This is a genomic window from Litorivivens sp. (assembly GCF_057445395.1).
Map to the genome: position 1 here is coordinate 1 of NZ_JBVBUV010000029.1, position 14927 is coordinate 14927.

Here is a 14927-nt window from a genome sequence, read left to right on the forward strand (position 1 = left end):
GCTTCAAGCTCAGCCATAGCAGGCGCTGCGCTTAAAGCGATAGCAGCTGCAGTTGCACCAGAGGTAAGCAGAGTCTTTACTTTCTTCATGTGTGTTTCTCCACGTTGATGTTTCGATATTTCATTTTTTTGCTAGCACACAGTGATAGCTTTTTGTTTCCACGATAAAGCACAGCTCGTGCCAACATGAAATATATCCTTATATTTCAATTGGTTATTGTTATTGCCATCACCTGACGGGCGCAAAGCCCGAGATCAGCATGGCTAATTTCGGTGCATTCGCGCCCCTGCGCACCAAACTAGAACAAACACCAGAAGAAATCTAGAGTTCAGGCGAGGTATTTTTGCTAAAATATTGAATCAAAAGGATTAATTGTGTTTTTCAAGGGAAGAGAGTCCTCCGTGGCTCAGCCACTGAAAGACGCAGCGGCCGGAAATGTCGCACGCGGCCGCATGTATGCACCAAAGTGGTGCCATGATCAGATTTTTAGGGGGTTAGCCTTTCCGTCTGCCGAATCAGTCCTCATTATTTTTATACAGCCTGATGTTGACGAATTAGTGACTGCGCTGCTGCTCCAACCTTTCAAGCCGCTTTTCCAGCGCTTCAATGCGCTCCTCGAGCACAGACACACGGTCCTGCCGACCAACTCTAGCGCCAGAGTCTCGCTGAGGCAAACTTTTCGCACTCGCCCCCGCCTGGTCTAGCTGCAATATCGCGCGGCCGTTTTCGCCAGTAGCGCCTGGCGCGCCGGCAGCACCCTCACCTCCGGGCTCTCCACCCGCCAGCCACTTCTTGCTGCCGCCAATACTGCCCTTCATATACCGACCTTCAGCAGCAGCGCCACCGGGGCCGCCAGCACCGCCAGAACCGCCAGCGCCGCCGGCACTGGAATGGGTAATCGCACTGACTATTTGTGCCACATCGACGCGCTTATCCACCGGGCGATAGACCAACTGCAGTGCGCCCGCGTCGCCACCCATGCCACCACGACCACCCGGTCCGCCAGGGCCACCATCACCACCACGGCATCTGTTGAGCTCACCGCCAGCCTGTCCCGCGCCACCGCGTCCACCGGCTCCCCCGGCGCCACCGTCGGTCAGCAGCTGCAAAGAACCGATCGCAGCGATGCCCCAGTCCAGCGTCATCGCCACGCCCGATGCTCCGCGCGCGCCCTCGCCACCGGGGGCTCCTGCGGCGCCGCTTTCACAAACTGCAGCGACCGCAGGTATCGGCGGCGCCCCATCCTGACCAACCTCGCCCGCAGCACCGCGACCATCAATCACTACGTTGTTGCCAATTTCCACCCGCTCGGCGCTAAGCCGCCAACGACTGACACCGTCGGCAAAGCGCACTATCGCGCCATCACCCAATACCAGCCGAGTGAGGTGCAGCTGCTGTTCGTCGGCCGCAACACGCCAGACTTCACCGGCGGGCACAACCTTTTCCAGCGCTGCCGCGTAGCCAGATAAAAATACCGCCACTGCAGCTAACAGACTTCGCAATCCCCTCACACCGTGCCTCCAATCAACGCTCTACAATGAGCGTCAATGTACGATAAACTGTTCGCAGGTAACAGGAAGCCCGTATGTCCCGACCGGAATTTATCGAACAACTCGTGCAGCAGGCCAGCAAACTGGCCCGCGACACGGATATCCCTCATGAAGTTGAGTCGCGCCTGCGCGTGCTGATGCAGGGCGCCTTTGATCGCATGGATCTCGTATCTCGCGACGAGTTTGATGCTCAGGCCGCCGTGTTGGCGCGCACCCGTAAAAAGCTCATACAACTCGAAAACCAGCTCGCCGAGCTTCAGACCCAACTCGACCAGTCCAGCTGACGCCCACGCGTCATAACTTCCAGGGAAGGAAGCCATGCAACACTTTGCCCTCGTATACAGTCGAGCCCGCATCGGCATCAACGCGCCGCTGATTGCCATTGAAGTGGATCTTTCCAATGGCTTGCCGGGGTTTTCAATCGTTGGTCTACCAGAGGCCTCGGTGCGCGAAAGCCGCGAGCGGGTGCGCTCTGCTCTGCTCAATGCCGGCTTTGAGTTTCCCGCCCGGCGCATTACCGTCAATCTGGCGCCAGCCGATATTCCCAAAGAGGGAAGTCGCTTCGACCTGCCCATTGCCATCGGCATTCTCGCGGCCAGCGGTCAGGTACGCTGTCAGGATTTAAGCCCCTGGGAATTTGTGGGCGAACTAGGGCTAACCAGCGAAGTGAGGCGCATCGACGCCAGCCTGCCCGCCGCAATTCAGTGCGAAAACACCGGCCGCAAATTGGTACTCCCGAAAAGCAACGCGATAGAGATCTTCGAATTTGCACCGAACACCCTGATCCCCGTGCAGTCCTTGAGTGAAACCGTGGCCTACCTGCAGGGCCAGCAACCGCTCACAGTAACGCCGGACTTAGCCGCGCCCTCGCGCGACCTCGACTGCGACCAGCAACCGGACTTCAGCGACATCACCGGACAACACGCAGCCCGGCGCGCTCTGGAAATCGCCGCGGCGGGCAACCACAATCTGCTGTTCAGCGGCCCACCAGGCACCGGCAAAACGCTGATGGCTTCACGTTTGCCGTCCATTCTGCCGCCGCTGAATCGAGAAGAGCTACTGGAAACCAGCTCCATCTACTCGGTCTCTGGCGATAGCTTCCACTATCACCAGCAGCGCCCCTTCCGCGCTCCGCATCACACAGCTTCCGCAGTGGCCCTGGTCGGCGGCGGCAGCCAGGCCCGCCCCGGCGAGGTATCACTCGCCCACGGCGGCGTACTGTTTCTCGACGAGTTGCCTGAATACCCCCGCAAGGTGCTGGATGTCTTGCGCGAACCCCTGGAAGCCGGTGAAATCACCATTGCGCGCGCTAATATGAAAGTGCGCTACCCGGCGCGTTTCCAGCTAATCGCCGCCATGAACCCCTGCCCTTGCGGCTACCACAAAGATCCCCTGCACGAATGTCGCTGCACCCCGGATCAGGTAGTGCGCTACCGCAACCGGGTGTCCGGCCCACTGCTCGATCGCATCGATTTGTTTGTCCACGTACCGCGTCTGCCGCCGGGCAGCCTGCAGCAGACGCAGGACAATGAAAAATCTGCCAGCATCCGCCAGCGTGTGTTAGCTGCCCGGGAACAGCAACAACAACGCAGCGGGTGCTGCAATGCACTGCTCAGCGTGTCAGCCCTGCGCGACCACTGCTCGCTGGACGCCGCCTGCAGCGACCTGCTAGTCAAAGCCGAAGCGCGACTCGGCCTATCTCCGCGCGCACAGCACCGCATTGTCAAAGTGTCGCGTACTATTGCCGATCTGGATCACAGCGAGCGTATTCAACTCAAACACCTGAGTGAAGCCCTGACTTACCGCCAACTACCAGCCTGAAACCTCGACAAATTTCAAGCGGCGACAGGATCAGAGCCACACTGCTACAATCGCGTCTTTGATCAAGACATGCGAGATTCGGTTTAGTCAGCAACCCCTCACTCAGCCCTTTCCCTCGGGAGAGGGGCAACCCCGCTCGCAAAGGCCAACAACAGCGATACCCGATGAGCCAACTCAACCCCCGCCAACGCGAAGCCGTGCGCTACATCGACGGCCCCTTGCTGGTACTCGCCGGTGCCGGCAGCGGCAAAACCAGTGTGATTACCCGTAAGATTGCCTACCTGGTAGAACAGTGTGGCATCGAGGCCAAGTACATCACCGCAGTGACCTTTACCAACAAGGCCGCGCGGGAAATGCGCGAGCGTATCGGCAGCCTGCTGTCGCCGGGCGCCGGCAAGGGCCTGAATATTTCTACCTTTCACACCCTGGGCCTGAATATTCTGCGCAGTGAGTTCAAAACGCTGGGCTACAAGTCCGGCTTCTCCATTTTTGACCAGCAAGACTGCCAGGCCCTGCTCAAAGACTTGCTGATACAACAGCACGGCAGCGACGGCGATCAGGTGGATCATATCCAGCGCGCGATTTCTGACTGGAAAAACGACCTGGTCGCACCTGAAGAGGCAATCGCCCAAGCGCAGGGACCGGCCGACATTCTTTGCTCGCAAGCCTACCTGCGCTATCAGCAGGCCCTGAAGGCCTACAATGCCCTGGATTTTGACGATCTGATTCTGCTGCCGGTCACACTGTTTCGGGACTACCCCGAGGTGTTGGAGAAGTGGCAACAGAAAGTGCGCTATATGCTGGTAGACGAATACCAAGACACCAACGGCGCACAGTACGAGCTGGTGAAAAAACTGGTGGGCATGCGCGCTGCATTGACGGTGGTGGGCGACGATGACCAGTCGATATACGCCTGGCGCGGTGCGCGCCCGGAAAACCTTGGCCAGCTGCAACAAGACTACCCCCACCTCAAAATCGTAAAGCTGGAACAAAACTACCGCTCCACCGCGCGCATTCTCAAAGCGGCCAATACCGTCATTGCCAACAACCCCCACCTGTTCGACAAAGCATTGTGGAGCGAACTGGGCTACGGCGACCCCATCCGGGTGATCAAATGCCCGAACGAAGACGCAGAGTGCGAGCGGGTTGTCACTGAAATACTCGACCACAAACTGCGCAGCGGCACCCGCTTCGGTGACTACGCCGTACTGTATCGCGGCAACCACCAAGCTCGCCTGTTAGAACTGAAATTACAGGCCCACCAGGTGCCCTACAAACTCAGTGGCGGCACGTCTTTTTTTGCGCGCAATGAAATTAAAGACGTGATGGCTTACCTACGCTTGCTGATCAACCCGGACGACGACAACGCCTTTTTGCGCATCGTCAACGTGCCGCGGCGGAAGATTGGAACCAGCACACTCGAAGCCCTCGGCCGCTACGCCACCGATCGCGGCGTACCGATGTACAGCGCCTGCGAGGAGCTGGGGCTGGAATCCCATTTACCCGCTGCCGGGGTGCAACGCCTGCGCGAGTTTACCCAGTGGCTGGATATGCTGCGGCGGCGCTGCTATGAAGACGATCCGATTGAGACTATTCGTCAACTGCTGCGCGACATTGATTACCTCGACTGGTTGATGCAAAACAGCTCATCACCCGCCGTGGCGGAAAAGCGCATGGCCAATGTTTTCGTGCTAGTGGATTCGCTGAAAAAGAGCCTGGAAAAAGACGAAGACACCGACATTGAGGGCGCCATCACCAAACTGGTCTTACGCGATATGTTGGAGCGCCAGGAAGACGAACAGGAAAGTGCTGATCAGGTACAACTGCTCACACTGCATGCCTCAAAAGGGCTCGAGTACCCCCACGTTTATGTAATTGGCATGGAAGAGGGTATCCTGCCGCATCAGAACAGCCTTGACGCCGACACAATCGATGAAGAAAGACGCCTGTGCTACGTCGGGATCACGCGCGCCAAGCGCACGCTTACCCTGACTTATTGTTCCAAGCGAAAATCCTTTGGCGAAATGAACATCTGTGAACCGAGCCGTTTTCTCAGCGAGCTGCCACAGGAAGATCTGGAGTGGGAAGGCAAAGGCGAGGCCACGCCTGAAATGAACCAGAAGCGCGGCAACGAAACTCTGGCAAGCCTGAAAAACCTATTTGGTTAGCACGTTGCGATTCAATATAAACCACCCAGCATTGATCTGGGCGGTTTGGATGCTTAACGCGCCGGAACGCAACACCTGCTGAGGGCCTCAGCCTGCCGCAATAAATGCATTCACCACGTCGGCCAACGCTTCGCCCTGATCTTCCTGCAGAAAATGCCCACCCATTTTTATGGTCGTATGCGGCTGTCCCTGTGCGCCAGGAATCACCTCCTGAAAATATGTCTCCCCGCCCTTGGTCACCGGATCCGAATCACTGAAAGCCGTTAGAAAGGGTTTGTCCCAGCGCTTTAACACCTCCCACGCAGCCACATTATCTGCGTGGGCAGGATCGTCGATCGAGGTGGGGACCAATACCGGAAACTGGCGCGCTCCGGCTTTGAAGGCCTCATCAGGAAAGGGGGCGTCGTACGCCGCCACAACGTCCGGCGATAACTCGCATGTCACCGCGCCACTGATGATTTTGCCTACCGGAAACTCCGGCACCTCCTGCGAGAATTTTTGCCACGCCAGAAAGGCTTCACCCGGTGGCTGCTCGCCGGTGGGCAGCATGGTATTGGCCGCAACCGCCCGCGCAAACTTGTCTGGGCGACTGGCCAGCAGACGCAGGCCGATCAGACCACCCCAGTCCTGACAAACCAGCGTCACATTTTCCAGATTGAGCTGATCAAACGCCGACTGAACCCAACCCACATGACGAGCGTACGTGTAATCGCTGCGCTCACTGGGCTTGTCTGAACGGCCAAAACCGATGAGATCCAACGCGATGACCCGATGACCCGCCTGCACCAGCGGCGGAATCATCTTGCGGTACAGATACGACCAGGAAGGCTCGCCGTGCATCAGCAGAACAGGAGGAGCTCCTGCCGGACCTTCATCCAGGTAGTGCAGCCTGAGCTCCCCACCCTCGCAATCATCAACAAACAAATACTGCGGTGAAAAATTGTAGCCCGGTAGATTGTCAAAACGCTCGTCAGGCGTTCTCAATACCTTCATACAGACACCTCTCCAGTTATTGTCAGATAGCCTCGAAAAGTAGATCCCATACCCCGTGCCCGAGGCGCTGACCGCGCTGCTCGAATTTGGTCAGTGGCCGCCAGTCCGGGCGCGGCGCATAAACGCCAACCTCAGACTGATTGCGATAGCCGGGCGCTACCGCCATCACCTCAGCCATGTGTTCGGCGTAGTTTTCCCAGTCGGTCGCCAAGTGCAATACTCCGCCCGTTTTCAATTTTCGCCGAAGCTCCGCCACAAAGTTCGGCTGGACCAGTCGACGCTTGTGATGTTTCTTCTTATGCCAGGGATCGGGAAAATAGATTTGTACGCGATCCAGCGCACCATCGGGAATGCAGGTCTGCAGCACTTCGACGGCGTCATCGCAGTAAACCCGCACATTACTCAGCTGGGCCTCGCCCATCCCCATTAACAAACGCCCTACACCGGGCTTGTGTACTTCCACGCCTATAAAATCTTTGTCGCTCTCGCGCGCTGCCATCTCCAGCAGGGATTGCCCCATACCGAAGCCAATCTCAAACACCAAGGGTGCGCGGCGGCCAAATAGCGCGGCCGGATCGATCATCCCGCCCTGCAGCGTTAGCCCAGCCACAGGCCAATACGTTTCGTAGGCCTGCTCCTGCCCCTTGGTCATGCGCCCGGTGCGCAGCACAAAACTGCGTATACGGCGCAAGCGCTTCTCTGAAAAAGTGGCCTCGGTACTATCTGTGTCGTCGTTCATCGAATTTCCAATTGCTACGCGGGGTATGAGACCGCAGTTACAGTGCCCGGCAGGCTACTACCGCGAGGCAAAGCCAGGCCGCGAGAAAACACAGCCCGCCCAAGGGAGTAATGGCTCCCAGCATTTTGATGCCGCTCAATGCCAGCGCATAGAGACTGCCACTGAACAACAACGTGCCCACCAAAAACAGCCAGCCGCTGGCTTTGAGCCAGGCGCCCTGCACCCCGTACACCGCCAGCAGAGCGACCGCGATTAATGCCAGGGTATGGTAAAAATGATACTGCACGGCGGTGTCATACACCGCGAGCATATCCGCCGTCAGACGCTGCTTGAGGGCGTGCGCACCGAATGCGCCCAAAGCAACTGCCAGAAAGCCACTGATCGCCCCAGCAACAAGAAAGATTTGCCCCATATTCTGTTACCCTTAACGCCTGTGGTTAGGTCTGTGCATAATGCGGCCCTGATCACACGCCAGCTACCGCGAAAGCCGCACAGTGTAGCAAGTCACACCAGAGGAATCAGCGCCCATGGGTCGGCATCAACGTACTCCCGCCAATAAAGCACAGCACGACTATGGAACCGTTCGGATCATCGCCGGTCAATGGCGCGGTCGCAAACTGCGCTTCCCTGCGACCGATGGTCTGCGGCCTACCGGAGACCGCCTGCGGGAAACACTCTTCAACTGGCTCGCTCCACACATAGAAGGCGCACGCTGCCTCGATGCCTTTGCCGGTAGCGGCGCACTGGGGTTGGAGGCATTGTCGCGCGGCGCCGCCCATTGTCATTTTGTCGACAACCAACGCGCAGCCACCGACGCCCTGCGGGACAATCTGAGCACACTAACATGCAATAATGCCAAGGTTGTGCAGGCGTCTGTACTGGACTGGCTCGCTCGCTGCGATGACTCTTTTGATATTATTTTTGTCGATCCACCTTTCTCTTCAGGCCTTTACGAACCCATTCTGACGGCGCTGGCAGAATCTGCCACACTGCGCCAGAATGGTCTGCTGTATATAGAGTCGGACCGAAAAAACACACTGCCAACACCACCTGGTTTTACCGTGCTCAAAGATAAAACCGCCGGCAATGCCCGCTACCAACTTTGGCAAAAACACCAACACCCGCAGCCCTAGCTCCCTTGCAGAGCACGTCATGATTTCGTACAAAGAGCGCAGACTTCAACAATCTCTTTTGTATGCGCCTCACTGTATTGCTTAGGACATTGACATGGTGCGCCCGAGGTCTGCTGGCAGTGGCAACTTGCACACCGACAACCGTTGCGGCCGATGGTTTTTCAAGCCCAATCGACGCCGACCGAACCTACCTTCCTGATTCACCGCAGGTTCTACTCGCGCAACGTCCCCCACGTTTCGCCAGCCTCAATGCCGGCCGCTCAATCGACCCGGCAATGACAGATGATGCCTATTTGGCGGTTAATGCCGGGCTTGTCGGGCTGTTCAACCGCTTCAAGGAAACACTTCGCTATGGCATGGAATACCGCTGGAAGCCACACACCAAACTTCGCCTGCGCCCGGCCGCCGGCCTGATTACTGCGGAAAATGATGCGAGCTATCTTTTTTTCGGTATACGCCGGGATTTTCACCCGGCAACACACTGGGTAGTAACCGGCAGTTTCGATGCCGGCTATTTTGAAGAGCGGGAAAGATTGAAATTGGGGCTGCAATTGGAGTTTAGGACAGGGCTGGAACTGGCCTACCAGCTCGGTAATCGCTACCGCTTAGGCATGGCCCTGTATCACCTCTCAAATGGCGGATTCGGCGAGCGCAACCCAGGCACCGAATCCGCGGTCGTCAATCTGACCATCCCCATTCAATAACGGCTATTTACCTGACACCTTCTTGATGAAAGCGTCGAGCTGAGCCTGCATATCCGCATCCAGCTGCTGACAGATAGGGTTTGCGGCCAGACGCTCATCCCAGTCTTTTAGCGCCGAGTGCCCCTCCAACAGGTCCCAGTGCAACACCGAACCCGCGGCAGCCTTGGCCACGCCCAGCGAATATCGCAGTACGATATCAGCCAGTGTTTGCTGCTCTCCGAGTGCATAAGGCGAAAACGACGCCAGGGCGTTAACCGCCCGCAGGCCTTTCTCAAGCACTGTGCGCACCTCCTGCTTTACATCATCGGCCACCGGCGCACCGGCCAGCATCGCCGGCAGCAACCGTCGCGCGGACAGCTCAATATACAGCTCTGACACTTTCATCAGCTCGCGGGTTTTCGCCTGCGCCCATCGGCCCTTCGGCAACAGGGGTTTTTCAGGGTAGGCGGCCTCCAGATATTCCAGTATTGCACTGGTCTCGCACAGAAAGCCTTCTTCGGTTTCAATGCAAGGCACCTTGCCCATCGGGCTCTTGGCCAGATATTCAGCGCTTTGGTCTGGAAAGATCACCACCTCTTCAAACTCGATACCTTTTTCCAGCAGCACGTGTTTGACCATATTGAAATAATCACTGACAGCAAAACCGTAGAGCTTTAGCATGGTAATCTCCTTATACGTTTTATACGTTGGCGCTCACTATGCTACGCCACTGCGCAGCGGGAAACGACCTCCTGCGACGCAAATGCAGATAGCGCGCGCATTCACGCAAAAGGAAAGCACATGCCCAAACTCGAATTCTTTTTCGATTGCACATCGCCGTGGACTTACCTGGCATTCACCGGCATCCAGCCCATCGTCAAACGCAATCCGGTTGATATGCACTGGCGCCCTATTCTTGTGGGTGGCGTTTTCAATGCAGTTAACCAGGGGGTGTACGAAGCCCGAGAGTCCATGTTCAACAACGAACGTCGGGTTACTCATTACATGAAAGATTTGCAGGACTGGGCCGATTACTACGACCTAACCATACGCTGGCCCGACATGCATCCTGCTAACGCCGTGAAGATTATGCGCGGCTGCTTTGTGGCTCAGGAAGCGGGCAAACTCATCCCCTACGCCAAGCAGTGTTTTGAAAGCTATTGGCGCGACGGCAAGGACGTGAGCCAGGACGACGTGATCAACGATATTGTGACATCCGCCGGCCTGGATACCTCAGATTTTTTTAACAAGATTAATCAGCAGGCCTATAAGGACAGATTGCGCGCCAATACCGAAGAGTTGATAGCCCGCGGCGGCTACGGTTCGCCCACCCTGTTTGTCGACGAGACCGATATGTATTTTGGCAATGACCGGCTGCTGCTGGTGGAACATCGCCTGCGACAGACACAATAAAACAAGGTCCGGCCTCAGCCGGACCCAACAACCCGCCTTACAGCCCCAAAATTACCTCGATTTCCACCTTGGCGCCTTTCGGCAAAGCAGCCACCTGCACGCAGGCCCGCGCCGGGTAAGGCTCGGCGAAATGGCGGGCCATCACCTCGTTAACCGCCACAAAGTCGTTCAGATCGGTGAGTGAAATGTTCACTTTGAGTGCATCATCCAAGGTGCCACCGGCGGCCGCTGCCACAGCGCTCAGATTTTTAAATACCTGCTCGGCCTGCTCAGCCGCAGTTTCACCCACCATCGTCATGGTTTTAGGATCAAGCGGGATCTGACCCGACAGAAAGGTAATATTACCAAAGGCTACCGCCTGCGAATAAGGGCCGATCGCCTGTGGCGCCTGATCAGTAGCTACGATGACTTTTTTACTCATTGATTTCTCTCACATAACCGGCAAAAAGAAAGGCATGTTAAAGCAAACCCGGTGCCTCGCCCACTCCCCCGTCTTGACCACACAAAGCATTTTCGCCACACTCGCTGTTCCAAAAATCACAATAACTCCTCGCCGGAGTGGCTATTCTTGCTTCAAGGCTAGTGATGTATCTGCACAGCGGCTACCTCACCCAAGCTAAAAGAATCGAGCTTAATCACGCGAGGCGGCCAAAGCGCACTGGATAAAAGCGCGGCCGACAACAACGGAATGTGAAGTATTATGAAACAGTGGGTAACTGGAGTTTTACTTTCTTTCAGCAGCGCCGGCCTAATCGCCAGTGACTGCCCAACACCGGCCAGTGAGCTGGTGCACGTTCACGCCAAACAAGATAATGGCGCCTACACTTTGAGTGCCGACCAGAAGCTGATGCTGTTTTACAAAGCACCCGTTGAGGCCGAAACCTTCCACGCCACGCTCAATGGCGAAGACATCAGCGGCGAGTTTTCACCCAGTGCCAGCAAGTTTGGTGAGGTGTTGTCGCTCGAGCTGCGGCAGGGCGAAAATCTGCTGGAGCTCAGTGGCGTTTTCGCAAACAGAAGTTCTCCTGATTGCATTCAGCCAACCCAGCAGCGCATCCGACTGTTAAGTGCTATAGCCAATAGCGAGCAGGTCGCGGGGCTCTCGCCTGCGCACTAATTAGTGACGTACGCGAGTGACGCGCAGAGTGGCGGGAATGTGCCGAATTCGGCGCATGATATTAGCCAGGTGAACACGAGACTTCACGCCTATCAACAAGTGCACAATAGTCACTTTCGGGGTATCGTCTTCCACGCTGATTTTTTCAATACTGGCGTCGGCGCCGTTCACGCGGGTGGCCAGCACCGCAATAATACCGCGCTGCTTTGACAGCTCGACCTTGAGCTCAACGGTAAATTCATTGTCGGTGTCCTCTGCCCAAGATAAAGGCACCACCTTTTCCGGCTTACTGCGAAGCTCGATACTGTTGTGGCAATTATCTGTGTGCACTACGACCCCCTTCTCCGAACTGAGCAGCCCGATGATGGGGTCGCCGGGAATGGGGTAACAGCACTTGGCGAAGTTCACCAGGAAACCTTCAGTACCGTTAATGACCATCGCATGCTGCCCCAGCGAGGTCTGTTCCGGCTCCGTCTTGCCGGGCGCATTGAATAACTGCCGCGCTGTCAGATAGGCCACCCGGTTGCCAAGCCCGATCTCCTCCAGAATGCTATCAAACCGGTCAGCACCGGTTGTCTCCACCAACTCCTCCAGCTGACGTTCGGGGATATCCTTCAGCTGACCTCCCAAACCGGCCAAAGCCTTTTCCAACATACGCTCGCCAAGCTCCACCGCTTCACTGCGACGCTGGTGCTTGAGAAAATGGCGAATCGTCGAGCGCGCCTTGGCTGTCACCACAAAGTTCAGCCAGTTAGGGTTAGGCTGCGCGCCCTGAGCGGTAATTACCTCAACGGTCTGTCCGCTCTGCAGCACTTCCGACAGGGGCGCGAGTCGCCGGTTGATACGACAGGCAACACAGCTGTTACCCACGTCGCTGTGTACCGAGTAGGCAAAATCTACCGGTGTGGCACCTGCCGGCAGCTCGAGTATCTCGCCTTTAGGCGTGAACACGTATATTTCATCCGGGAACAGATCAATTTTGACGTTTTCGATAAATTCCAGTGAATTACCTGTGCGCTGCTGAATCTCCAGCAGGCCCTGCACCCACTGACGGGCCCGCGCATGGCTATTGCCGTTTGCCGCGTCGCCATCGGTCTTGTACAGCCAGTGCGCGGCGATGCCGTTGTTGGCCATTTCCTCCATCTCTTCAGTACGAATCTGAATCTCGATGGGAACGCCGTGCAAACCAAACAACCCAGTGTGCAGTGATTGATACCCGTTTGCCTTGGGAATGGCGATGTAATCCTTGAACTGTCCGGGGACCGGTTTATAGAGACTGTGCACACAACCCAAAACCCGATAACAGTTATCAACCGAATCTACCACGATGCGAAACGCGTAGAGATCCATGATCTCGCTGAAGGATTTACGCTTGCTGCGCATTTTCTGGTAGATGCTAAATAGATGCTTTTCGCGGCCCGTGATACGGGCTGGAATACCCTCTTCTTCCAGATACGACTCAACGGTTTCGCGGATATTTTCGACTATTTCACGGCGGTCACCGCGCACCTGCCGCACGGCTGCTCGAATACGATCAGCGCGCATCGGGTACATCGCACTGAAGCCAAGGTCTTCAAATTCCACGCGGATATTGTGCATACCCAGACGCTGGGCGATGGGCGCATAGATTTCGAGGGTTTCACGCGCGATACGACGGCGCTTCTCAGGCTGGAGCACGCCAAGCGTACGCATATTGTGAAGACGGTCTGCCAGCTTCACCAGGATGACACGGATATCCTTGGCCATGGCCAGGGCCATTTTCTGGAAGTTTTCTGCCTGCTGTTCTGCGCGGGACTGAAACTCGATACGGGTCAGTTTAGAGACCCCATCTACCAGCTCCGCAACCGTAGAACCAAATTGCTGACTTAGGATTTTCTTAGAGATAGCGGTGTCTTCAATGACATCGTGCAGCATGGCGGCCATCAGACTCTGATGATCCATGTGCATATCCGCCAAGATGGCGGCAACCGCAAGAGGGTGAGTTACGTAGGGTTCGCCGCTGCGCCGACGCTGGCCCTCGTGGGCCTGCTCGGCGTAGTAATAGGCGCGCTGTACCAGGTTAACCTGTTCCGGCGACAGATACTCTGACAGCGTGGCTGCCAGTGCATCAATGGAATGTTCCGGTTTCTGCCCGTTTTGGGTTTGGAATATAGAATATTGAAGCATTCCCCCCCTCAACGCAGCGCGCTCAACCGATAGTGGTGTCCATATCCGAGAGATCCAGTTCTGGCTCTTCGCGTTCGATGTCCGCTGCCATAATCTCTGCCGGAGTTAATTTCTGTTCAGCAATTTCACGCAGGGCCAGCACGGTTGGTTTATCGCCGTCCTCGCTAACCAGAGGATCCTTGCCGCCAGTAGCGATTGCACGCGCCCGCTTGCTGGCAACCATCACCAATTCGAAACGGTTATCAACATGCTCAAGACAATCTTCAACTGTAATACGTGCCATCTGTCATTCCTGAAAAGTGTATTCCTGAAAACCGATTAAAACATCGGGAAAAGCCTGCCCTGACCGATAGTTAAGGCAATTGCACCGCCAATTGCAATCCTAACACAGAGCAATGGTTCACAATCTGTGCCGACCGGCGGGCGCAGGAGTGTATCAAATTTGATCAGAGCGCGACAGCAATTCCGCTAACAATGCCTGATGGCGAATCTGCTGGGAGGGCAGGCTCAGGCGTTGACTGCGCACGATGGCCACCAGATCGGCCAGCGCCACGTCAAACTCGTCATTGATCACAATAAACTCCGCCTCGGGGAAGTGTGACATTTCATCCACCGCCGCCCGCATTCGCCGAGCTATCGTCGCCTCATCGTCCTGACCACGCCCCTGTAACCGCTCCTCGAGCGTCGCGCGCGAGGGCGGCAGTATAAAGATGGAGCGAGTATCTGACATTGCACGGCGCACCTGCTCGGCGCCCTGCCAGTCAATCTCCAGAATTACATCGGTTCCGGCTGCCAATTGCTGCGCCACCCATGCTTGTGAGGTGCCATAGAAATTGTCGAATACCTGAGCGTGCTCGAGAAACGCTGCATCACCGAGCATCTGTTTGAATTCATCCACCGATATAAAGTGGTAGTCACGCCCTTCAACTTCGCCAGGGCGCTGCTTGCGCGTGGTGTGCGAAACCGACACCCGGATATTGTCCATCTGCTCCAACAGGGCTCTGACCAGACTGGTTTTGCCCGCACCGGAGGGTGCTGAAATAGTATAGAGAATGCCCTGCGTTGCCATGAGTGCGAATAATCCGGAACCTGAGAGAGTGATTTTTTATGATACCAGCAATTGTTAGACGCTGAAGAATCGCGA

At 56.4% G+C, this 14927-nt stretch carries 16 protein-coding genes; 7 read left to right on the forward strand and 9 right to left on the reverse strand.

Going from position 1 to position 14927, the window contains the following annotated elements; all coding sequences use genetic code 11:
• Positions 1-554: 554 nt before the first annotated feature.
• On the reverse strand, positions 555-1502 hold the full coding sequence (locus tag AC222A_RS10070; protein ID WP_372749438.1) for a hypothetical protein: 948 nt from the start codon (positions 1500-1502) through the stop codon (positions 555-557).
• 83 nt (positions 1503-1585) lie between these two features.
• Between AC222A_RS10070 and AC222A_RS10075 the strand changes: the two genes are divergently transcribed.
• From AC222A_RS10075 to rep, 3 genes are all read left to right on the forward strand, one after another.
• Positions 1586-1834, forward strand: coding sequence for an accessory factor UbiK family protein (locus tag AC222A_RS10075; protein ID WP_372749439.1), 249 nt, complete (start codon positions 1586-1588; stop codon positions 1832-1834).
• A 34-nt stretch (positions 1835-1868) separates the two neighbouring features.
• Positions 1869-3371, forward strand: a complete 1503-nt coding sequence (locus AC222A_RS10080) for a YifB family Mg chelatase-like AAA ATPase (protein ID WP_486774929.1) — start codon at positions 1869-1871, stop codon at positions 3369-3371.
• 164 nt (positions 3372-3535) lie between these two features.
• Complete coding sequence (rep, locus tag AC222A_RS10085; RefSeq protein WP_372764044.1) at positions 3536-5539, forward strand: DNA helicase Rep; 2004 nt, start codon at positions 3536-3538, stop codon at positions 5537-5539.
• A gap of 87 nt (positions 5540-5626) precedes the next feature.
• On the opposite strand, the gene AC222A_RS10090 is transcribed toward rep, so the two are convergent.
• From AC222A_RS10090 to AC222A_RS10100, 3 genes are read right to left on the reverse strand one after another with little or no spacing between them, the layout of a single operon-like run.
• On the reverse strand, positions 5627-6532 hold the full coding sequence (locus tag AC222A_RS10090) for a haloalkane dehalogenase (protein ID WP_372748392.1): 906 nt from the start codon (positions 6530-6532) through the stop codon (positions 5627-5629).
• 22 nt (positions 6533-6554) lie between these two features.
• Positions 6555-7271, reverse strand: coding sequence for a tRNA (guanosine(46)-N7)-methyltransferase TrmB (gene trmB / locus AC222A_RS10095; RefSeq protein WP_372748393.1), 717 nt, complete (start codon positions 7269-7271; stop codon positions 6555-6557).
• Between the two features lie 37 nt (positions 7272-7308).
• Positions 7309-7683 carry a DUF423 domain-containing protein gene (locus AC222A_RS10100; RefSeq protein ID WP_372748394.1) on the reverse strand — a complete coding sequence of 125 codons (375 nt, stop codon included), beginning with the start codon at positions 7681-7683 and terminating at the stop codon, positions 7309-7311.
• Between the two features lie 115 nt (positions 7684-7798).
• Here AC222A_RS10100 and rsmD point away from each other — a divergent pair, with 115 nt between their 5' ends.
• Positions 7799-8404, forward strand: a complete 606-nt coding sequence (gene rsmD / locus AC222A_RS10105; RefSeq protein ID WP_372748395.1) for a 16S rRNA (guanine(966)-N(2))-methyltransferase RsmD — start codon at positions 7799-7801, stop codon at positions 8402-8404.
• A gap of 119 nt (positions 8405-8523) precedes the next feature.
• Positions 8524-9108, forward strand: a complete 585-nt coding sequence (locus AC222A_RS10110) for an acyloxyacyl hydrolase (RefSeq protein WP_372748396.1) — start codon at positions 8524-8526, stop codon at positions 9106-9108.
• Between the two features lie 3 nt (positions 9109-9111).
• On the opposite strand, the gene AC222A_RS10115 is transcribed toward AC222A_RS10110, so the two are convergent.
• A complete protein-coding gene (locus tag AC222A_RS10115; protein ID WP_372748397.1) occupies positions 9112-9768 on the reverse strand; it encodes a glutathione S-transferase family protein in 657 nt (218 codons plus the stop codon).
• Positions 9769-9888: 120 nt separating this feature from the next.
• On the opposite strand from AC222A_RS10115, the gene AC222A_RS10120 reads away from it, so the two are divergent.
• A complete protein-coding gene (locus AC222A_RS10120; RefSeq protein ID WP_372748398.1) occupies positions 9889-10500 on the forward strand; it encodes a 2-hydroxychromene-2-carboxylate isomerase in 612 nt (203 codons plus the stop codon).
• Between the two features lie 37 nt (positions 10501-10537).
• On the opposite strand, the gene AC222A_RS10125 is transcribed toward AC222A_RS10120, so the two are convergent.
• Positions 10538-10921, reverse strand: a complete 384-nt coding sequence (locus AC222A_RS10125) for a RidA family protein (protein WP_372748400.1) — start codon at positions 10919-10921, stop codon at positions 10538-10540.
• A gap of 279 nt (positions 10922-11200) precedes the next feature.
• Here AC222A_RS10125 and AC222A_RS10130 point away from each other — a divergent pair, with 279 nt between their 5' ends.
• Positions 11201-11617, forward strand: coding sequence for a hypothetical protein (locus AC222A_RS10130; RefSeq protein ID WP_372759584.1), 417 nt, complete (start codon positions 11201-11203; stop codon positions 11615-11617).
• Here the strand turns inward: AC222A_RS10130 and spoT are convergent, their stop codons facing one another.
• From spoT to gmk, 3 genes are all read right to left on the reverse strand, one after another.
• Entirely contained in the window at positions 11618-13783 is a 2166-nt protein-coding gene (gene spoT / locus AC222A_RS10135) for a bifunctional GTP diphosphokinase/guanosine-3',5'-bis pyrophosphate 3'-pyrophosphohydrolase (protein ID WP_372748402.1), read from the reverse strand.
• A gap of 22 nt (positions 13784-13805) precedes the next feature.
• Complete coding sequence (gene rpoZ, locus AC222A_RS10140) at positions 13806-14066, reverse strand: DNA-directed RNA polymerase subunit omega (RefSeq protein ID WP_372748403.1); 261 nt, start codon at positions 14064-14066, stop codon at positions 13806-13808.
• Positions 14067-14219: 153 nt separating this feature from the next.
• The gene (gmk, locus tag AC222A_RS10145; RefSeq protein ID WP_372748404.1) at positions 14220-14852 is read right to left on the reverse strand and encodes a guanylate kinase; all 633 of its coding nucleotides are present in this window, start codon (positions 14850-14852) and stop codon (positions 14220-14222) included.
• Positions 14853-14927 lie beyond the last annotated feature (75 nt).

Bases quoted from the DNA above. Each gene is read 5' to 3' on its own strand.
- AC222A_RS10075 (WP_372749439.1), top strand. From the start codon at position 1,586: ATGTCCCGACCGGAATTTATCGAACAACTCGTGCAGCAGGCCAGCAAA.
- AC222A_RS10080 (WP_486774929.1), top strand. From the start codon at position 1,869: ATGCAACACTTTGCCCTCGTATACAGTCGAGCCCGCATCGGCATCAAC.
- rep (WP_372764044.1), top strand. From the start codon at position 3,536: ATGAGCCAACTCAACCCCCGCCAACGCGAAGCCGTGCGCTACATCGAC.
- AC222A_RS10090 (WP_372748392.1), bottom strand. From the start codon at position 6,532: ATGAAGGTATTGAGAACGCCTGACGAGCGTTTTGACAATCTACCGGGC.
- trmB (WP_372748393.1), bottom strand. From the start codon at position 7,271: ATGAACGACGACACAGATAGTACCGAGGCCACTTTTTCAGAGAAGCGC.
- AC222A_RS10100 (WP_372748394.1), bottom strand. From the start codon at position 7,683: ATGGGGCAAATCTTTCTTGTTGCTGGGGCGATCAGTGGCTTTCTGGCA.
- rsmD (WP_372748395.1), top strand. From the start codon at position 7,799: ATGGGTCGGCATCAACGTACTCCCGCCAATAAAGCACAGCACGACTAT.
- AC222A_RS10115 (WP_372748397.1), bottom strand. From the start codon at position 9,768: ATGCTAAAGCTCTACGGTTTTGCTGTCAGTGATTATTTCAATATGGTC.
- AC222A_RS10120 (WP_372748398.1), top strand. From the start codon at position 9,889: ATGCCCAAACTCGAATTCTTTTTCGATTGCACATCGCCGTGGACTTAC.
- AC222A_RS10125 (WP_372748400.1), bottom strand. From the start codon at position 10,921: ATGAGTAAAAAAGTCATCGTAGCTACTGATCAGGCGCCACAGGCGATC.
- AC222A_RS10130 (WP_372759584.1), top strand. From the start codon at position 11,201: ATGAAACAGTGGGTAACTGGAGTTTTACTTTCTTTCAGCAGCGCCGGC.
- spoT (WP_372748402.1), bottom strand. From the start codon at position 13,783: ATGCTTCAATATTCTATATTCCAAACCCAAAACGGGCAGAAACCGGAA.
- rpoZ (WP_372748403.1), bottom strand. From the start codon at position 14,066: ATGGCACGTATTACAGTTGAAGATTGTCTTGAGCATGTTGATAACCGT.
- gmk (WP_372748404.1), bottom strand. From the start codon at position 14,852: ATGGCAACGCAGGGCATTCTCTATACTATTTCAGCACCCTCCGGTGCG.